The sequence below is a fragment of the Streptomyces sp. NPDC050703 genome (genome assembly GCF_040654435.1).
Classification (GTDB): Bacteria; Actinomycetota; Actinomycetes; order Streptomycetales; family Streptomycetaceae; genus Streptomyces.
The window spans coordinates 23,542-40,614 of record NZ_JBFAHX010000023.1; the positions used below are offsets into that span (position 1 = coordinate 23,542).

The 17,073-nt window shown below is 72.8% G+C and carries 15 protein-coding genes and 1 tRNA gene; 4 read left to right on the forward strand and 12 right to left on the reverse strand.

The genetic code is table 11. The features are described 5' to 3' along the window. Window positions 1-67: 67 nt before the first annotated feature. Window positions 68-1,216, reverse strand: a complete 1,149-nt coding sequence (gene hppD / locus AB0I16_RS21615; RefSeq protein ID WP_363251081.1) for a 4-hydroxyphenylpyruvate dioxygenase — start codon at window positions 1,214-1,216, stop codon at window positions 68-70. 121 nt (window positions 1,217-1,337) lie between these two features. Here hppD and AB0I16_RS21620 point away from each other — a divergent pair, with 121 nt between their 5' ends. Then, the gene (locus AB0I16_RS21620) at window positions 1,338-1,811 is read left to right on the forward strand and encodes an Lrp/AsnC family transcriptional regulator (protein ID WP_363251082.1); all 474 of its coding nucleotides are present in this window, start codon (window positions 1,338-1,340) and stop codon (window positions 1,809-1,811) included. 51 nt (window positions 1,812-1,862) lie between these two features. Beyond that, a complete protein-coding gene (locus AB0I16_RS21625) occupies window positions 1,863-2,453 on the forward strand; it encodes a winged helix-turn-helix domain-containing protein (protein ID WP_363251083.1) in 591 nt (196 codons plus the stop codon). Between the two features lie 148 nt (window positions 2,454-2,601). Here AB0I16_RS21625 and AB0I16_RS21630 read toward each other — a convergent pair whose 3' ends face one another. From AB0I16_RS21630 to AB0I16_RS21655, 6 genes are all read right to left on the reverse strand, one after another. After that, window positions 2,602-3,411: a S16 family serine protease gene (locus AB0I16_RS21630; RefSeq protein ID WP_363251084.1), complete on the reverse strand. Its 810-nt coding sequence runs from the start codon at window positions 3,409-3,411 to the stop codon at window positions 2,602-2,604. 332 nt (window positions 3,412-3,743) lie between these two features. Then, window positions 3,744-4,385 (reverse strand): helix-turn-helix domain-containing protein, encoded by a 642-nt coding sequence (locus tag AB0I16_RS21635; protein WP_363251085.1) that lies wholly within the window; start codon window positions 4,383-4,385, stop codon window positions 3,744-3,746. 280 nt (window positions 4,386-4,665) lie between these two features. Then, window positions 4,666-6,465 (reverse strand): DEAD/DEAH box helicase, encoded by a 1,800-nt coding sequence (locus AB0I16_RS21640; protein ID WP_363251086.1) that lies wholly within the window; start codon window positions 6,463-6,465, stop codon window positions 4,666-4,668. Between the two features lie 159 nt (window positions 6,466-6,624). Further along, entirely contained in the window at window positions 6,625-8,109 is a 1,485-nt protein-coding gene (locus AB0I16_RS21645; protein ID WP_363251087.1) for an MFS transporter, read from the reverse strand. Between the two features lie 91 nt (window positions 8,110-8,200). Continuing rightward, the gene (locus AB0I16_RS21650) at window positions 8,201-8,473 is read right to left on the reverse strand and encodes a DUF397 domain-containing protein (RefSeq protein ID WP_363251088.1); all 273 of its coding nucleotides are present in this window, start codon (window positions 8,471-8,473) and stop codon (window positions 8,201-8,203) included. Beyond that, window positions 8,470-9,321 (reverse strand): helix-turn-helix transcriptional regulator, encoded by an 852-nt coding sequence (locus AB0I16_RS21655; RefSeq protein ID WP_363251089.1) that lies wholly within the window; start codon window positions 9,319-9,321, stop codon window positions 8,470-8,472. Before AB0I16_RS21655 ends, AB0I16_RS21650 begins: the two co-directional genes overlap by 4 nt. A 155-nt stretch (window positions 9,322-9,476) precedes the next feature. Between AB0I16_RS21655 and AB0I16_RS21660 the strand changes: the two genes are divergently transcribed. Continuing rightward, window positions 9,477-9,923: an ATP-binding protein gene (locus AB0I16_RS21660; RefSeq protein WP_363251090.1), complete on the forward strand. Its 447-nt coding sequence runs from the start codon at window positions 9,477-9,479 to the stop codon at window positions 9,921-9,923. A gap of 1 nt (window position 9,924) precedes the next feature. Here AB0I16_RS21660 and AB0I16_RS21665 read toward each other — a convergent pair whose 3' ends face one another. Continuing rightward, complete coding sequence (locus AB0I16_RS21665; RefSeq protein ID WP_363251091.1) at window positions 9,925-10,467, reverse strand: DinB family protein; 543 nt, start codon at window positions 10,465-10,467, stop codon at window positions 9,925-9,927. A 218-nt stretch (window positions 10,468-10,685) separates the two neighbouring features. Here AB0I16_RS21665 and AB0I16_RS21670 point away from each other — a divergent pair. Continuing rightward, window positions 10,686-10,757 (forward strand) — tRNA-Cys (locus AB0I16_RS21670). Between the two features lie 41 nt (window positions 10,758-10,798). On the opposite strand, the gene AB0I16_RS21675 is transcribed toward AB0I16_RS21670, so the two are convergent. Genes AB0I16_RS21675 through AB0I16_RS21690 form a run of 4 tightly spaced genes read right to left on the reverse strand, consistent with a single transcriptional unit; the run spans window position 10,799 to window position 16,813 of the window. Next, on the reverse strand, window positions 10,799-11,374 hold the full coding sequence (locus tag AB0I16_RS21675) for an AAA family ATPase (RefSeq protein ID WP_363251092.1): 576 nt from the start codon (window positions 11,372-11,374) through the stop codon (window positions 10,799-10,801). A gap of 41 nt (window positions 11,375-11,415) precedes the next feature. After that, entirely contained in the window at window positions 11,416-13,710 is a 2,295-nt protein-coding gene (locus AB0I16_RS21680; protein WP_363251093.1) for a molybdopterin cofactor-binding domain-containing protein, read from the reverse strand. After that, window positions 13,707-15,911, reverse strand: a complete 2,205-nt coding sequence (locus tag AB0I16_RS21685) for a (2Fe-2S)-binding protein (protein WP_363251094.1) — start codon at window positions 15,909-15,911, stop codon at window positions 13,707-13,709. Before AB0I16_RS21685 ends, AB0I16_RS21680 begins: the two co-directional genes overlap by 4 nt. Beyond that, a complete protein-coding gene (locus tag AB0I16_RS21690; protein ID WP_363251095.1) occupies window positions 15,908-16,813 on the reverse strand; it encodes an FAD binding domain-containing protein in 906 nt (301 codons plus the stop codon). Before AB0I16_RS21690 ends, AB0I16_RS21685 begins: the two co-directional genes overlap by 4 nt. Between the last annotated feature and the right edge of the window lie 260 nt (window positions 16,814-17,073).

Sequence of the window (17,073 nt, forward strand, 5' to 3'; positions counted from 1 at the left end):
TGGCGCACCCGGTGACCCGGCGGACGGGCGGGGAATCCGCGCCTGTCCGCCGGACGTGCGGCGGTGCCTACAGGTTGCCCCGCCGCTCCTGCTCCCGCTCGATCGCCTCGAACAGGGCCTTGAAGTTGCCCTTGCCGAAGCCCATGGAGCCGTGCCGCTCGATCATCTCGAAGAAGACGGTCGGCCGGTCCTGGACGGGCTTGGTGAAGATCTGCAGCAGGTAGCCGTCCTCGTCGCGGTCGACGAGGATCTTCAGCTCGCGCAGGGTCTCGACGGGCACGCGGGTCTCACCGGCCCACTCGCCGAGCGTGTCGTAGTACGAGTCGGGGGTGTCGAGGAACTGGACGCCGGCCGCGCGCATCGTGCGCACGGACTCCACGATGTCGTTCGTGGCGAGCGCGATGTGCTGGACGCCGGCACCGCCGTAGAACTCCAGGTACTCGTCGATCTGCGACTTCTTCTTGGCGATGGCGGGCTCGTTGATCGGGAACTTCACCTTCAGCGTCCCGTCGGCCACCACCTTCGACATCAGCGCGCTGTACTCGGTCGCGATGTCGTCGCCCACGAACTCCTTCATGTTCGTGAAGCCCATGACCTTGTTGTAGAAGCCGACCCACTCGTTCATCTTGCCGAGCTCGACGTTGCCGACGCAGTGGTCGATCGCCTGGAAGGTCCGCTTGGCCGGGGGCTCGACGATCGGCTTGGCGGAGACGAAGCCGGGCAGGTACGGGCCGTCGTAGTCGGTGCGCTGCACCAGCGTGTGGCGGGTCTTGCCGTACGTGGCGATGGCGGCGAGGACGACCGTGCCGTTGTCGTCCTTCACCTCGTAGGGCTCGGTGATGCCGCGCGCGCCGTGCCCGACGGCGTAGTCGTACGCGGCACGCGCGTCCGGCACCTCGATCGCCAGGTCGACGACGCCGTCGCCGTGCTCGGCCACGTGCGAGGCGAGGAAGTGGCCCCAGTCGCTGGAGGGCTTGATGACGGAGGTGAGGACGAAGCGGGCGGCGCCGTTCGTGAGCACGTAGCTGGCGGTCTCGCGGCTGCCGTTCTCCGGTCCGGAGTAGGCCACGAGCTTCATGCCGAAGGCGGTGGAGTAGTAGTGCGCGGCCTGCTTGGCGTTGCCCACGGCGAAGACGACCGCGTCCATTCCCTTGACCGGGAAGGGATCGGCCTCGCGCGCGGTCATGGGGGTGGTGTGGGTGGTGGTCTCAGTCATGGCCCGAGGCTCCCGCCGATCCACAAGGTGCGCAATAGTTCGCGTTTTCAGTGGTCAGATTGCCCAGTGGGGGGCCAGGATGGCCGGGCTATCTGTACATGATGACCACCACGGAGGCCCCATGGCGATCGATCATCTGGACGGCAGGCTCATCGTGCTCCTCGCGCGTGAGCCCCGGATCGGGGTCCTTGAGGCCTCGCGCAGGCTCGGCGTCGCACGCGGCACGGTGCAGGCGCGCATGGACCGCCTCCAGTCCAACGGCGTCATCCGGGGCTTCGGCCCCGAGGTCGACCCCGCGGCCCTCGGCTACCCGGTCACGGCCTTCGCGACGCTGGAGATCAAGCAGGGCCAGGGGGCGGACGTGCGCGCCCATCTGGCCGGGGTCGCCGAGGTCCTCGAACTGCACACCATCACCGGCCACGGCGACATGCTCTGCCGCCTCGTGGCCCGGTCCAACGCCGACCTCCAGCGCGTGATCGACCGGGTCGTGGGCTTCGAGGGCATCGTCCGCGCCTCCACGGCCATCGTCATGGAGAACCCCGTCCCGCTGCGGATCATCCCGCTGGTGGAGCAGGCGTCCGAGGATCATCCATGAGTTACAAAGAAACCGTTGCAACGGAGTCTTTGCATCTCTAGGCTCACGGTCATGACGGAACAGCCCGCGCCCCGGAAGATCCACACGCTCAACCCCCGTTCCCTGCGCGGGCTCGCCCATCCCCTGCGGGTGCGGCTGCTCGCCTCCCTGCGGCTGGACGGGCCCGCCACCGCTTCCCAACTGGCCGACCGCCTGGGCGAGTCCAGCGGCGCCACCAGCTACCACCTGCGTCAGCTCGCCGCGCACGGCTTCGTCGAGGACGACCCCGAGCGCGGCAAAGGGCGGGAACGCTGGTGGCGCGCCAGCCACCAGGGCACCTACTTCGACGAGGCCCTGCACCACGACCCCGACCCCGCCGTCCGCGGCGCCGCCGACCTCTACCTCCACGAGCACGCGACACTGCACGCGCAGGAGCTGTCCACCTGGCTCGGCACGATGCGGGACTGGCCGAGGGAATGGACCGAGAGCGCCGACATGAGCGACTACACCCTGCAGCTGACGCCCGAGCTGACCGCCGAGCTGAACCAGAGGATGGAAGCCCTCATCGAGAGCTACCGCCCGCTGGCGGTGGACCCGGACACGCCGGACTCCGCCAAGGTCCGGCTGCACACGCACGTCTTCCCGACCCGCTCCACCGAGTGAGAGGACCCCGCCATGCACTCCGACATACACCTGCTGCTGCACCACGCCCGCTCCGCCGAGCTGCGGCGAGCGGCGCCGTTACGGACACGGCGCCCCCGGTTCCGTACGCGGCTGGGCTGGGCCATGGTCGAGACGGGCCTGCGGCTGGTCAGCAGCTCGGGACGTCGCCGCCCTGCTTCAGGGCTCGCAGTGCGTCGACCGTCCCCTTCAGCGTGGTGACGGGGACGAGCCGCAGGCCCTTCGGCTTCTCGGCCTCCGCGTCCGCGCACTCGTCCTTCGGGACCAGGAAGACCGTGGCCCCGTCGCGGCGGGCCGCCTGGGTCTTCAGGGCCACGCCGCCGACCGGGCCGACCTTGCCGGAGGCGGTGATCGTGCCGGTGCCCGCGATGTCGCGGCCGCCCGTCAGGTCGCCGCCGCTGCCGTCGCCGTCCAGCTTGTCGATGATGCCGAGCGACAGGAACAGGCCCGCGCTGGGCCCGCCGATCTTGCCGAGGTCGGCCTCGACCTCCGCCTTGCCGGTGTTCTCCACACCGTCCGCCCTGAGGTGGGCGAGGGCCGCCTTCGTGGCGTCGTCCTGCGACTTCCGCATGTCGCCGAGGTTGTGCTCCTCGACTTCCTTCACGTTGTCCCCGGTCGGGTAGACCGAGTCCTTCGGCATCACCGCGCGGTCCGTGCGGAACCATCCGTCGATCACGTCACCGAGCCGCACGTCCATCTGCGGGCCCGTGGCCACGATCGTCGTCATCCGCAGCGACCCCTCGGTCTTCCGGGTGGGCACCCCGGAGATGGTGAGCACCGGCTTCCCCTCGTGCTTGCCCAGGACGTTCGCCGTCCCGCCCGGCTGGGCCACGGCGAACGGCAGCGGCGCGAGCCCCGCCACAGCGAGCAGGGCCACCACGGGCAACGCGCAGACGGCGAGAGCCTGGGGACGCGTGAGACGAGAGAGGGAGAACAGCACGGAATCAATCTAACGCGTCACCCCCACCCCCCACGGAGCCCGCCCACCACCCATGAGAGCCCGCCCGCCGAAGTCCAAGCCCGCCCGCCGAAGTCCAAGCCCGCCCGCCGAGGTCCAAGCCCGCCCGCCGAAGATCAAGCCCGTCCGGCGAAGATCAAGCCTGTCCGGCGCTTGAGGACGAGCCAGGCGCAGCCGGCGACAACCAAGCCCGTCCGGCGCTTGAGGACGAGCCAGGCGCAGCCGGCGACAACCAAGCCCGTCCGGCGCTTGAGGACGAGCACGGCGCAGCCGGCGATGGGACCGAGCCAAGAGGAACCGCTCAGACCGCGCGGTCAGCGCAACGCGTCGGCGACCTCCCGCGCCGCGTCCACCACCCGCGGCCCCACCCGCTCCGGCACGGAGTCCGCCAGCATCACCACGCCCACGCTGCCCTCTATGCCCGTCACCCCGACCAGCGGCGCCGCGGCCCCGCTCGCGCCCGCTTCGAGCTCGCCGTGGGTGAGCGCGTACCCGGGGTCGGTGACCAGGTTCTGCCGGGCGGCGAGGATGGCGCGTCCGGCGGCGCCCCGGTCGAGGGGGTGCCGGAACCCCGTGCGGTAGGCGACGTGGTAGTCCGTCCACGTCGGCTCGACCACGGCGACCGCGAGGGCCTCCGTGCCGTCGACGAGGGTCAGGTGGGCCGTCGCCCCTATGTCCTCCGCGAGCGAGCGCAACGCGGGCAGCGCGGCCTCGCGCACCAGCGGGTGCACCTGGCGGCCGAGCCGCAGCACGCCGAGCCCGACGCGGGCCCGCCCGCCGAGGTCACGCCGGACGAGGGCATGCTGTTCGAGCGTGGCGAGCAGGCGGTACACCACGGTGCGGTTCACCCCGAGCTTGTTGGAGAGCTCGGTGACCGTGAGGCCATGGTCGGTGTCGGCCAGCAGCTTGAGGACGCGCAGTCCTCTGTCGAGCGTCTGGGAAGTCTCCGCGGTCACGACGCCCACTCCTTAAGTGAGGGACGGCGACCTCTTTACGCGGCGGTTGCGCCGCCGGTCCCGTGGGCGACGCGCGTCAGAGGCCGCCGGTCGGAACTCCGGCTGCGCTCCGCGGCGGCGCTGCCACGGGGCGTGTGCGTAGCCGGGACATTAGCGAGGCCGTCCCGCTCAGCGGAAGACTCCGTCCAGAATCCGGGCACGCGTACGCCCCTAGCGCCCACCATTGCCCCGTTACGCGGGGGGCACAGGAAAAACACCCCCGCCCCGTCCGGCACGCGCGTCACCGCATCCGCGTGGCCCACTCCTGCACCTTCTCGATGCGCTGCCGGAGCTGCCCCGCCGTGGCCTCCGCGCTCGGCGGCCCGCCGCAGGTGCGCCGCAGCTCGGTGTGGATCACGCCGTGCGGCTTCCCGCTCTGGTGGACGTACGCGCCGACCATCGTGTTCAGCTGCTTCCGCAGCCCGAGCAGCTCCTTGTGCGAGACCACGGGCCGCCGCTCGGCGGGCAGTTCCAGCAGGTCGGCCTCTTCGTCCGGCTTCTTCCTGCTGTGCGCGATCTGCCGGGCCTGCCGCTTCTGGAGCAGCATCTGCACCTGGTCGGGTTCGAGGAGCCCGGGGATGCCCAGGTAGTCCTGCTCCTCCTCGCTGCCGGGGTGCGCCTGCATGCCGAACTCGGCGCCGTCGAAGAGGACCCGGTCGAAGACGGCCTCGGACTCAAGGGCCTCGAAGGAGAACTGCTCCTGCTCGCCGGTGTCCTCGTCCTCCTGCTTGTTCGCCTCGTCCATCTCCTTCTCGGACTCGGCGTAGGGGTCCTCCTCCCCCTCCTTCTTCGGCTTGTCGAGCGCGTGGTCGCGCTCGACCTCCATCTCGTTGGCGAAGGTGAGCAGGTCGGGGACGGTCGGCAGGAAGACGGAGGCGGTCTCGCCGCGCCGCCTGGACCGCACGAAACGGCCGACGGCCTGCGCGAAGAAGAGCGGCGTGGAGATGGTGGTGGCGTACACACCGACGGCGAGGCGCGGCACGTCGACGCCCTCGGACACCATGCGGACGGCGACCATCCACCGGTCGGTGCCCTCGCTGAAGTCGTCGATGCGCTTCGAGGCGCCCGCGTCGTCGGACAGGACGACGGTCGCCTTCGTCCCCGTGATCTCCCGGATCAGCTTGGCGTAGGCGCGCGCGGAGTCCTGGTCGGAGGCGATGACGAGGCCGCCCGCGTCGGGGATGGCCTTCCTGACCTCGGTGAGCCGCTTGTCGGCGGCCTTGAGGACGTTCGGCATCCAGTCGCCGCGCGGGTCGAGCGCCGTGCGCCATGCCTGGCTGACGGCGTCCTTGGTCATGGGCTCGCCGAGCCGCGCGGCGATCTCGTCACCGGCCTTGGTGCGCCACCGCATGTTGCCGGAGTAGGAGAGGAAGATGACGGGCCGCACGACGCCGTCGCCGAGGGCGCTTCCGTAGCCGTAGGTGTAGTCGGCCGACGAGCGCCGGATGCCGTCGTTCCCCTCCTCGTACGTGACGAAGGGGATCGGGTTGGTGTCAGACCGGAACGGCGTACCGGTCAGCGCCAGGCGCCGCGTCGCCGGCTCGAACGCCTCCAGGCACGCCTCGCCCCAGGACTTCGAGTCACCGGCGTGGTGAATCTCATCGAGAATGACCAGCGTCTTGCGCTGCTCGGAGCGGTTGCGGTGCAGCATCGGCCGCACGCCGACACCGGCGTACGTGACGGCGACGCCGTGGTACTCCTTGCTGAGCGGGCCCGCGCTGTACTCCGGGTCCAGTTTGATGCCGATGCGGGCGGCGGCCTCCGCCCACTGCTTCTTCAGGTGCTCGGTGGGCGCGACCACGGTGACCTGCTGCACGACGTGGTGGTGCAGCAGCCAGGACGCGAGGGTGAGCGCGAACGTCGTCTTGCCGGCGCCGGGGGTGGCGACGGCGAGGAAGTCTCGCGGCTGCTCCTGGAGGTACCGCTCCATCGCCCCCTGCTGCCAGGCGCGCAGCTTGTTGGCGGTGCCCCAGGGGGCGCGGCCGGGGAAGGCGGGCGAGAGGTGGTGGGAGGAGTTGGCGGCGGCGCTGGTGGTAGTCACGGTCTCCGGGTTTTGACTTCTCGGGTACGTACGACAACCGGGCCACCCTACCGGTGCGGAGTCGGCGCCCCGCCGCCCCGGCGACGCCCTTCGGCCAGGGTGCGACAGGGGTCACACCGCGCCTCGGGGCCGCCGTGCCGGAGCGTCACACGAGGTCTCTCAGGGTGTCCGCGGCCCCTGCCCCGTACCCCCCGGTGTCCGCTCGCGCAGCCGTGTGCCGACCCAGGCTCCGACCAGGGCGACCGCCGCCATGGGCAGGAACACCGCCACGAACGCGGCCGGGTGCGAGCCCGTGACCCCGTCCGCCCCGTGGCCCGCGCCGACCGTGCCGCCGCCGAGGGCGGCGAAGGCCGCGCCGCCGACGGCGAGCAGCAGCACGTTCGAGAGGCCGTCGGAGATCTGGAGGGCCGCCGAGTTCGCGCCCGCGTCCTTCGGGGGCGAGAGCTTGAGCAGCAGCACGCTGGTGGAGGCGATGACCATGCCCATGCCGAAGCAGCCGAAGGCCCAGGCGACGGCGACCACCCACACCGGCACACCGTCGATGAGGACGGTGGGCGCGGCGAGGATGGACGCGGCCACCAGGAGCATCCCGGCGACCATGAGCCGCGCGCGGTAGGGCTCGACGCGGGGCCGCGACTGTACGTAGGAACCGAGCGCCCAGGTCGCCCCGCCCACGGCGAGCGAGAGCCCGGCCAGGGTCGGGCTCAGACCGCGCTGCGTGACGAGCATCAGCGGGACGAAGGACTCGGCGGCGATGAACGACCCTGCGGCGACGCCGCGCAGCAGCACCACGGAGGGCAGCCCGCGGGCCGCCCGGTACGTGCCGCGCGGCAGCAGTCCGAGCACGGCGGGCACGAGGACGACCGCCCCCGCCACGGCGGGCAGCACCGAGACCCATCGCAGGTCCTGGGCCGCGTACTGGAGGAGTGCCGCCCCCAGCGAGATGCCGAGCGCGAGGCGGATGCGGCGCCGGTCGAAGGGGACCACGGGCGCCTCGGGATCGAGGGGTCCGGCGGCCGTCCGCCGGATCGCGGGCAGCGCGAGGGCGAGCGGCGCGACGACGAGGACGGGGATGCCGACGAAGACCCACCGCCACCCGAGGTGTTCCGTGACGGTCCCCGCGATGAGCGGGCCGACGACGGACGGCACGACCCAGCTCGCCGCGAAGGCCGCCATGATCGACGGCCGCAGCCGCTCGGGGTAGGCGCGGCTGACGACCACGTACAGCGCGACGATGACGAGGCCGCCGCCGAGCCCCTGCACGGCGCGTCCCGCGATGAACAGCCACATCGTCCCCGCGGTCCCGCTCAGCAGCAGCCCCGCCGCGAACATCGAGATCCCGGCGGCGAGCGGCCCCAGCGGCCCGCTCCGGTCGGCCCACTGCCCGCTGAACACCATGCCGAAGAGGCTGGTGGTGAAGTACCCGGAGAACGCGAAGGCGTACAGCGAGACCCCGTCCAGCTCCCGCGCCGCCACCGGCATCGCCGTCCCCACGGCGGTCGCCTCGAAGGCGATGAGGAGGGCGACGGAGACGATGCCGATGCTCAGCGCGCGGTAGGGCTTGCGCAGGACACCGGTGTCTTCCGGGCTCGGCGGGGCCTCGGGTTCGGCGGTGACGGGGGTGCCGGGGGCGGTGTCGGTCATGGACGCCAGCGTAAGTGGCGTCCATGCCGTTCACCCCTGTCCGGGGCGGGGACCTCGGGGGTCCTTTGGTCCTAGGTCGGCCCCAGGCTCCTCAGCCGCGAGAGGCGTACGTGAGGAAGTCGGACCAGGCGGTGGGTGTGAGGGTGACGCAGGGCCCATCGGCGGCCTTGGAGTCCCGGACGTGGATGGTCCGGGGGGTGGCGGCTATCTCTACGCAGTCCCCGGACTCGTTGCTGTCACTGTGGCTACTCTTTTGCCAGCCGTGGGCGACCTCTAGGCAGTCCTCGCCGTTACTGCTGTCGCTGTAGCTGCTTTTGAACCAGTTCAGCCCAGTGTTGTTACCGGCCGAGGCATTCCGGATCATGTCTCTCCCAGCAGTTGCTCAATGAAAGCCCGCGACTCTCGTGGCGCAAGGGCCTGGGCCCGGATGATGCCATAGCGCAGTTCGAGGATACGGAGCTGCCTCGGGTCGGAGACAGGGCGGCCACCGAACTCGTCGTCAGTTCGTCCCATCGCTGTGCCGTCCCCGAACTTCAGCACCTGGATTCGACCGCCCGTACCGGGGTGTTCACCGCTTGACGTCGGCATCACTTGCACCTCGACGTTACGTAATTCGGTCACCTCCAACAGCCGTTCGAGTTGGCGGCGCAGGACCATTGTCCCTCCGATCGGCCGCCGCAGTGTCACCTCTTCCTGGACAAAGCTGAACTCCGGGACGGGCGAGCACTCGAAGACCGACCGTCGCGCCATACGAGCTGCAACCAGGCGCTCCAAGGCTTGGTCCGAATAGGCGGGGCGCCTCGTCCTGAACAGCGCTCGCGCGTACTCCTCGGTCTGCAACAAGCCGTGGATGTTGTGGTTGCTGTACATCCCCAGCTCCACCGCCCGCTCCTCCAGCTTCGCCAGTTCCCGCACCCGCTTCGGGTACCGCGCCTCCCGCATAGGTTTCTTCAGCGCCGAGACGAAACCCCCCGCCCCCACCACCTCATCCACCTTGTCCAGATACTCCGGCCGGGGAATCCGCGCCCCCCGCTCGATCTTCCGGACCAGGTCCTCCCCGTAGCCGATCAGTTCCGCGAACTCCGCGACGCGGAGGCCCGCCACTTCCCTCCGCAGTCTGAGCTGCTGGCCGACCATCTCCACGGCCGAGCTGATCTCGTCCTCGGGGTCGACGTCCCACCCGGGCTCGTCCACGCCGTCGTTGCCCTCCACGCGCCACCTCCACCGTCCCGTCCCGGTCCAACGCGCTCACGTACCCGAACCGCTACCGGTACAGCGCGGACAGGTCGGGACAAGCGGCGGACAAACGCGGTACGCGCACCACGCACCGCTGTCCACCGTACGCACGGAAGGCCACTCTGAGTGACGTGAACCAAGAAACCACCCGGGCTCAAACCCTGGCCCCCGCCCGCCAGTTCACGGTCCTCCTCTCCGCGACGCGAAGAGGCGCGAGGCTGGCCCGGCTCCTCGCGAGGGAACAACTGCGCAGTTGGGAACGGACGAGCGAGGACGCCGAGCTCGTCGTCGCCGAGCTGGCGAACAACGCCGTCCAGCACGGCCACGTACCCGACAGAAGCTTCCGGCTGGTGCTCGCGGTCGACGCGAAGAACACGCTCCGTATCGAGGTGACGGACGCCCGCGCCGACCGGAGCCCCCCGCTGCACCCCCGGCGGCCCACCCCCGACGCGGAGTCCGGCAGGGGCCTGCTGCTCGTCGAGGCGCTCGCCGACCGCTGGGGCGCGGACCTCGGCCCGCTCCCCCTCACCCCCTGCAAGACGATCTGGGCGGAGCTCGACGCGCCCCGAGGGGCATAGCTCAGCCCATGGTGCGGGCCCCGTCCATGGCCTCGCGGATGATGTCGGCGTGCCCCGCGTGCTGCGCGGTCTCGCCGATGATGTGCAGCAGGGTCCGGCGCGCCGTCCACGAGCCGCCGGGCTCCCACCAGGGGGCCTCCGGGAGGGGGTGGGACACGTCCAGGTGGGGCAGGCCGCTCACCACCTCCTCCGTGCGGGCGGCGACCGCCTCGTACGCGTCGAGGACGCCCGCGAGCGTCTCGCCGGGCTGCATGCGGAACTCCTCGGCCCGCTGGGCCCAGTCCTCGTCGGTCATGTCGGTGAACGAGGGCAGAGCCGACAGACCGTCCCGGATGAAAGCGGTCCACGCCCGCTCGACCGAGGTGACGTGCTTGATGATGCCGCCCACGCACAGTTCGCTCGCGGTGGTGCGCAGACCGGCCTGCTCGTCGGTGAGGTCGCGGGCCGTGCGGCGCAGCATGGTCCGGTGATGAGCCAGTGCTTCCAGCAGGTCGGCACGCTCGCCGGTGGTCGTCGGCTGGTCGAGGTTCGCGGTGTCGGACATGGTGGGCCGCCTTCCGTTGGTGCTGCTCCTTCGGACAAGCAGCACGTTAGGAGCCAAGTAGGTCAATCTCTGGCCTACTTGGTGGCGCGCGGGGCGACCGTTCTTCGTGAACGGCGTATGGCAGTCCCGTTGCGGCGCGCGGTGATTCCTTGAGCGCCCCGTCCGGACGCCGCTACGTTCATGGAGTCAGGTCGACGGAGGGTGGATGTCGACGACATGGCCGTGTGCCCGAGTGGCTGAGGGGCTGGACTGCAAATCCAGTAACGCGGGTTCGATTCCCGCCACGGCCTCCGAAAGGGGCGGGATCAGCTCACCCGGGCTGCTCACCCGGTCAGCTCACCCGGGCTGCTTCCCGCCCCGCGAGGACCGCGTCGACCGTCTCCTCCACCGACATCTCCGAGCTGTCCAGCCACAGGCCGATCCGGGGCGTGGTGTCGCGCATGCCGGTGTCGAGGTCCTCGACCGTCCACGCGCCGTAGCCCGTCTTGCCGCGGCCCGCCTCGCGGGCGGCGACCACGTCGGGGCGCGGGGCGAGCACGACGACGTACAGGGGGCGGGTGCGGACCAGGTCCGTGTACGTCTTCAGCTCCTCGCCGAGGATGACGTCCTGGACGACGGCCGTGAAACCGGCGTCCGCGTACGCGTCGGCCGTCGACGCCGAGAGGCGGTAGCGGAGGCGGAGTTGAGCCTCGGCCTCGGCTCCCGCGCCCGGCTCGTACTCCAGGCCGCCGGAGACGATCATCCGCCGGTAGACGTCGCCCCGCACGTGCGCGGCCTTCGGGAGCCGCTCGGCGAGCGCCTGCGCCACCGTGGACTTGCCGGAAGCCATGATGCCGGTGATGACGACGACACCGCCGAGGTCCGGTGCGGGCGCCGAGGTGGGGTCGGAGGGGGTCATGGGAGCCATGGGGCCCATGGTGCCACCGGCCGGCGCCCGCGGGCCCGCGGTTATTGGGCGACGGCCGCCTGCGGCCGGATCGGGAGGCGGTTGACCGGGCGGCCCGTCGCGGCGCGGACCGCCGAGGCGATGGCCGCGGGGGACGTCACCACCGGGACCGCGCTGGCCGCCTTCGCGCCGAAGGGGGCGACGACGTCCCGCTCCTCCACCAGCTTCACGATGCGGATGTCGGGGGTGTCCAGGGCGGTGGGCAGGGCGTAACCGGTCAGGTCGGGGTGGCGGACGATGCCGCGCGGAGTGCGGAGGTTCTCCGTGAGCGCCGCGCCGACGCCCTGCGTGACGCCCGCCTCGATCCGGGTCCTGAGCTGGGCGGGGTTGAGGATGCGGCCGACGTCCTGGGCGACGGCGAGCTCCACGACCCGTACCGACCCCATCTCGATGTCGACGTCGACGACCGCGCGGATCGCGCAGAACGCCATGCCGACGAAGGCGTCGCCCTGCCCCGACTCGTCGAGCGGCTCGGTCGGATGCGGGCGGCACTGGGCCGTGGCCCAGAGCTCCTTGCCCTCAAGGGCCTCCGTGACCGTCGTGGACAGCACGCCGTCGTACGAGGTGATCTTGCCGTCGTTGATCTGGAGCAGCTCGGTGGACATCCCGAACTTGTGGGCGAGCGGCTGGAGGAGCTGGGTGCGGACCATCTTCGCCGCGCGCTCCACGGCGCCGCCCGACACCCATGTGTGACGGCCGCGGCAGCTCGGGCCCGCGGGCGGCTGGTCGGTGTCCACGGGGGCGACGCGGACGTCGTCGATGCCCAGCGTCTCCTGGACGATCTGCCGGGCGAGCGTGGTGAACCCCTGGCCGGTCTCGACGGCCGCGCAGATCACGGTCGCCACACCGTCGTGGACCTTCACCGTGGCGGTGGAGACCTCGTCGGTGCCCTCGGCGCCGAGGAGCTGGACCATGCCGAGGCCGTAGCCGACGCCCCGCCGGACGGCGGCCGGTTCGCCCGCGCCCTCGGGGCCGCCGGGCAGCAGCCACTCGTCCTCGGGGGTGTCCTTGGGCAGGTCGGGCAGGGGGGCGTCCCTGACCGCGGCGAGGAGTTCGGCGACGGGGGCGGGGCAGGTCACCGTCTGGCCGGTGGGCAGGATGTCGCCGGTGGCCATGGCGTTGCGCAGCCGCAGCTCGGCCGGGTCGATCCCCAGCTTCTTGGCGATCTTGTCCATCTGGGCCTCGTACGCGGCGCACACCTGCATGGCGCCCTCGCCGCGCACGTGTCCCGACGGCGGGTTGTTCGTCCGCACCGCCCAGCCCTCGATGAAGGCGTTCGGCACGACGTAGGGGCCGCAGGCGAAGGAGACGGCCGCGGCCAGGGCCTCCGACGAGGTGTCCGCGTAGGCGCCCGCGTCGAGCAGGATCTGCGCCTCGACCTTGACGAGGCGGCCCTCGGCGTCCGCGTGGTGGCGGTAGCGCAGGAGCGTGGGGTGGCGGTGGGCGTGGCCGAGGAAGGACTCCTCGCGGGTCGCCGTCACCTTGACCGGGCATCCGGTGCGCAGGGCGAGCAGCCCCAGGGGCAGTTGGAAACTGGCGTCCTCGCGGTCGGCGGTGGCGCCGGGCACACCGGTGACGACGACCTTCACGCGCTCGGGCGGGATGCCGTAGCAGGCGGCGGCGCGGTCGCGGTCGGCGTGCGGGTCGGTGGAGGCGATGTACAGCTCCACTCCCCCGTCCGGGCGCGGCACCGCGAGGCCCGCCTCCGCGCCGATCGGCGCCGGGTCCTGGCGGCCGATGCGGTACAGGCCCTCGACGACGAGTTCGCCCGCGGCGGCGGGGTCGCCGTGGCGCAGCGGGATGTGCCGGATCAGGTTGCCGTCGGGGTGCAACGGCTCGGCCTCGAAGGCCTTCTCGGGGTCCGTGACCGGTTCGAGCACCTCGTACTCGACGATGACGGCGGCGGCGGCCATCCGCGCGGTGTCGGGGTGGTCCGCGGCGACGGCGGCGATGGCCTCGCCGTGGTGGCGCACCACGTCGGAGGCGAAGACCGGCCGGTCCGGCGTCCTGCGACCGTGCAGCGCCTCGCCCGGCACGTCCTCGTGCGTGATGACGGCGCGCACGCCCGGCATGTCGAGGGCGTGGCTCGTGTCGATGGAGACGATGCGCGCGTGCGCGTGCGGGGAGCGCAGGACCGCCGCCCACAGCAGGCCCTCGGCCCACAGGTCGGCGGCGTAGGGAAACGTGCCCTCCGTCTTGGCGCGGCTCTCCGCCGACGCCAGGGACGCGCCGATGCCCTGCGAGGGCTCGGAGTCCCGTCCGGCGGCATCGGCCGTGGTGATGGTCTCGCTGCTCAACGCCGGCCTCCGTCCTGGCCGTACGGCCCCTGCGGTCCTTCGGGTCCCTCGTGGCCGTGGGGCCCTTCGTACGGGTGGGGGCCCTCGTACGGGGGAGGCGTCTCGTAGGGGTGAGGCGTCTCGTACGGGCCGTCGGGGGCGCCGCCGTACGGCGCGTCGTACCCGCTCTCGTAGGGGCCCTCGTGCTGGTGGACGCCGCCCGCGCCGGGTCCGGCCTGGTGCGGGATGCGGGCACCCTCGGTGTGGCCGCCGGCATGCCCGTCGGTGTGCCCCTCGGCGTGGGCGCCGGGGTGCGCGCCGTCGGAGTGCGCGTCGCCGTGCTCGTCGGCCGCCGCCTGTTCGGCGGCGGCGGACGCCTCGCGCTCGGCGACCACTTCCCGCACGGCGTCGAGCACGCCGCGGTAGCCCGAGCAGCGGCAGAGGTTGCCGCAGAGCGCGCGGCGGGTCTCCAGGTCGGTGGGGGCGGGGTTGCCCTCAAGGAGGTCGTGCACGGTCATGGCCATGCCCGGCACACAGAAGCCGCACTGGACCGCGCCGCAGGCCCCGAGGGCGCGCTGCACGTCGGAGGGCTGCCCGTCGACGGCGAGGCCCTCGACGGTACGGACCTCACTGCCCTCGGTGGTCGCGGCGGGCACCAGGCAGGAGGCGACGAGCCGCCCGTCGACCTGGACGTTGCACGCGCCGCACTCGCCCTGCGAACAGCCGTCCTTGGCGCCCGCGAGGCCGAGCCGCTCCCGCAGGACGTAGAGCAGGGACTCGCCGATCCAGGCGTCGGTGACGGGGCGGTCGCTGCCGTTCACGCGCAGGACGTAGGAGACGAGGGGGTGGTCGTCGTGGAGGGGGGCGGCCGGGGGCTCGGCGGGTTCGTCCGCGACGCTCGCCCCGGCCGCGTCCGCCGCCTCTTCGGCACCGGCCGCGGCTTCCGTCTCCTGGCCGTCGGTCTCGCGTCCGTCGGCCTCCCGGCCCTCGCTCTCCCGGTCCTCGCTCTCCTGGTCCTCGCTCTCCCGGTCCTCGGTCGCTTCGGCCGGCTCCGCTTCCGGCGCGGCGGACGCGGGCTCGGGCTCGGGCGCGGTGGGCTCCGTGGCTGCGGCGGGCCCGCCGGCCTCCGCGGGCGCGGCGGCGGGCTCACCGGCTTCGGCGGGCCCGGCCGGCGCGAAGTGCCCCGCGGGTTCCGCCGCGTCGGTGGGCGCGGCGGGCCGCCCGGTCCCGTGGCCCTCGCCGGACCCGGCGTACTCGGCCGGCTCGGCGGCGTCCGCCGGAGCGTCCTGCTCCGGAGGTACGCCGACGGGCGCCGCGGCGTCGGCGGCCGGTTCGGCCGCCTCCGGGTGCCCGGGAGCCCGCGGGGCCTCGGCGGCCGTGCCCGCGTGCCGGTCCGAGGCCGGCCTGTCGACCTCGGGCACGCTGATCGCCCGCAGCAGCGTCGTGCGCTCGAACGGGTTCTCCCCGTCCTGCCCGCCGCCGTCGGCGGGCGCCTGCTGCTCCGGGGCCCGGTGGAGCTGCTGCCCGGCGTCCTGCGCCTGCGCGCCCCACGGCGCGCCCGCTCCCGCGCCCGTCGCCCACGGCGCGGGCGCGCCGCCCGGCAGGGTCGCGGGAGGCGTGCCACCGCCCGCCCAGGCGCTGAGGCGCGCCGCGGCGGGGGGGATGCCGTCCGCCGCGAGGGAGGAGGCGGAGTACTCGCCCGACTCGTCCGGCAGCTCGCCGCCGGCGACCGGGATCGACCACTGCCCGGTGACGTCGTGCCCGGTGGCGTCATGTGCCGTGCCGTCCTGGCCGTACTGCTGTTCGTACCCCTGGGCGTAGCCCTGGTGCTGCCCGTAGTCCTGGCCGTACGGCTGCTGTTCGGGCGTGCCGGCCTCGGTGAAGGTCCACTGCCCGGTGGCCCCGGGGTCGTAGCCGTGCTGCTCGGGGTGGCGCGGCTCGGACTCCTGGACCGTGCCCGCGGCGGGCCACCGCACGGCACCGCCGGCCGCCCCCGTCACCTCGGGCGGCATGACCCAGGTGCCCGTGGCCGCCGGGTCGGTGGCGTCCGCGGTGGTGGGGGTGACCGTTATCGGCGGCGGTACGTAGCCGTGGCCGGGCGCGGCGAGCGGGGCGTCCAGCATGCCCTCGGGGAGCTGCACGAACGCCGTGGCGTCCGAGTCGTACTCACCCTGCGGATGCGGCTGCCAGCCGCCGCCGTCGGTGCTCCGTTCATCGCTCACGACAGCGCCCTCCCCAGTGCTCGTCGGGCCAGCGCGGCGACGGTGCGCCGCAGGTGCAGTACCGCCGGCGACAGCGGCTGTTCGGTGCCGTCGGCCGCCGGGGGCTGGTCCGGGATGCAGGCGGATGCCACGTACTCGCCGAAGGCGGTGACCGCCTCCGGTACGAGGCTGCCGCGCCCGCCGTCCCAGTCGATCAGGGAGGCCACCCACTCCTCGGCCTCCAGGGGGCGCAGCGGCATCGGCGCGATGGCGCCCACCGCGCACCGCACGCCGCGCCGCGCGGGGTCGAGCACCAGCGCCACGGACGCGGTCGCCCTGCCGGGCCCGGTGCGTCCGGTCGCCTTGAGGAAGACCTGGGGGGCGTGCAGCAGCGGCACGCGCACGAAGCCGATCAGCTCGCCGGGGCGGAGCATCTCCATGCCCGCGAGCAGGTGCGACACGGGGATCTCGCGGCGGACGCCGCCGGGCCCCGCGACGATCAGGACGGCTTCGAGCGCGGCGAGCACGGGCAGCGCGTCGCCCGTGGGCGCGGCCGACGCGATGTTGCCGCCGAGGGTGCCCGCGTTGCGGATCTGGGGCGGCCCCGCGGCGCGCGCGGCGGCGGCGAGGGCGGGGATCAGGGCGGCGAAGTCGGGGCGGCCCATGCGGGCGTGGGTGAGTCCCGCGCCGAGGAGCGCGTGGCCGTCCTGGTACTGCCAGCCGCGGATCTCGCTGATGCGGCCGAGGCCGACGAGGGCGGCGGGGCGGAGCTGCCCGGAGTTGACGGCGGCCATCAGGTCCGTGCCGCCGGCGACGGGCACGGCGGCGGGCATGGCGGTGAGCGCCGCCACTGCCTCGTCGAGCGTGGCGGGCAGCTTCACCGACTGCGGTGCCTGTGCCGCCCGCGGTGCGTGCGTGGTCAAAACCGGCTGCCCCTTCCCGATGCCCGGCCGCGTCCTTCACGTACGACGCGTACATGAAGTGCTCGCCGTTCGCGACGTGTCACCGTTACGCCTGTTCCGCCGTACGGTACGTGCTCACGACCCGGACGTGGCAACTCTGGCACATCTTCGCCGGGCCACGACGCGGGGGTCCGCTAGGGGGCATTCGTCCGCAGACCAGAGGGATACGCCGCTTTCGCACCGCCTTGACGGCCGGGGCGATGTCCCCCTCCGCCCGTGCC

Bases quoted from the DNA above. Each gene is read 5' to 3' on its own strand.
- AB0I16_RS21665 (WP_363251091.1), bottom strand. From the start codon at position 10,467: ATGTCCGACACCGCGAACCTCGACCAGCCGACGACCACCGGCGAGCGT.
- AB0I16_RS21675 (WP_363251092.1), bottom strand. From the start codon at position 11,374: ATGGCTCCCATGACCCCCTCCGACCCCACCTCGGCGCCCGCACCGGAC.
- AB0I16_RS21620 (WP_363251082.1), top strand. From the start codon at position 1,338: ATGGCGATCGATCATCTGGACGGCAGGCTCATCGTGCTCCTCGCGCGT.
- AB0I16_RS21625 (WP_363251083.1), top strand. From the start codon at position 1,863: ATGACGGAACAGCCCGCGCCCCGGAAGATCCACACGCTCAACCCCCGT.
- AB0I16_RS21650 (WP_363251088.1), bottom strand. From the start codon at position 8,473: ATGATCCGGAATGCCTCGGCCGGTAACAACACTGGGCTGAACTGGTTC.
- AB0I16_RS21645 (WP_363251087.1), bottom strand. From the start codon at position 8,109: ATGACCGACACCGCCCCCGGCACCCCCGTCACCGCCGAACCCGAGGCC.
- hppD (WP_363251081.1), bottom strand. From the start codon at position 1,216: ATGACTGAGACCACCACCCACACCACCCCCATGACCGCGCGCGAGGCC.